Origin of the sequence: Pseudomonas sp. Kh14 (assembly GCF_900291005.1) — a bacterium.
In the GTDB taxonomy this organism is placed as follows: domain Bacteria; phylum Pseudomonadota; class Gammaproteobacteria; order Pseudomonadales; family Pseudomonadaceae; genus Aquipseudomonas; species Aquipseudomonas alloputida.
In genome coordinates, this window is record NZ_OLKJ01000058.1 from 1 (window position 1) to 710 (window position 710).

Annotated in this window: 1 protein-coding gene; it reads left to right on the forward strand. The window is 62.2% G+C overall.

Annotated elements, in window-relative coordinates; translation table 11 throughout:
* Positions 1-710, forward strand: a 710-nt coding sequence (locus FQ668_RS27315) for an immunoglobulin-like domain-containing protein (RefSeq protein WP_178097143.1), incomplete at both ends; no start/stop codon positions are given.

Genomic DNA, 710 nt, shown 5'->3' on the forward strand with positions numbered 1-710 from the left:
TTGGGCGGTGCCGCGAAAGTGGATGTCACCGACACCCTCGATGAAGTCGTGGCCAAGCTGACTGCCACCCCGTCGGTGACCGAAGGCGGCGAGATCACCTACACCATCACGCTGACCAATAAAGACGGCCTGCCGATCAACAACCACTCGGAGCTGTACTTCAAGCTGACCGACGGCACCACCGTCGTCGTGGCAGCCAACAGCACCACCGGTTCGGCGACTGTAGCTGCACCAGACAACGTCTATGTCGGCACCAATGCGCCGGTGGTCAATGCCATCGACGCGGTCAGCGGCGCAGATGCGTGGAAGTTCGAAAACCTGAACCTGGACAAGACCCCGGTCAGCACCGAGGTGACCGACGAGCCAGGCACCCCGGGCAACGAAGGCGATATCATCAAGGTCACCATCACGGCCGACCAGACCTCGTTGCCNGTGCACGTCAACCAGCCGCTGGCCCACGACCTGATCGTGACCCTGAGCAACAATGCTCAGGTCACCATCAAGGCTGGCGAAACCAGCGCGCCGTACACCCACGACGCACAGGGCGATGACGTCTACCAGGATGCGGGCCAGATCAGTCTGGGCATCAACTCGGCGGTTGACGCCACTGGTGCTGCGTTCGAGAACCTCGAGTTGGGCGGTGCCGCGAAAGTGGATGTCACCGACACCCTCGATGAAGTCGTGGCCAAGCTGACTGCCACCCCGTCGGT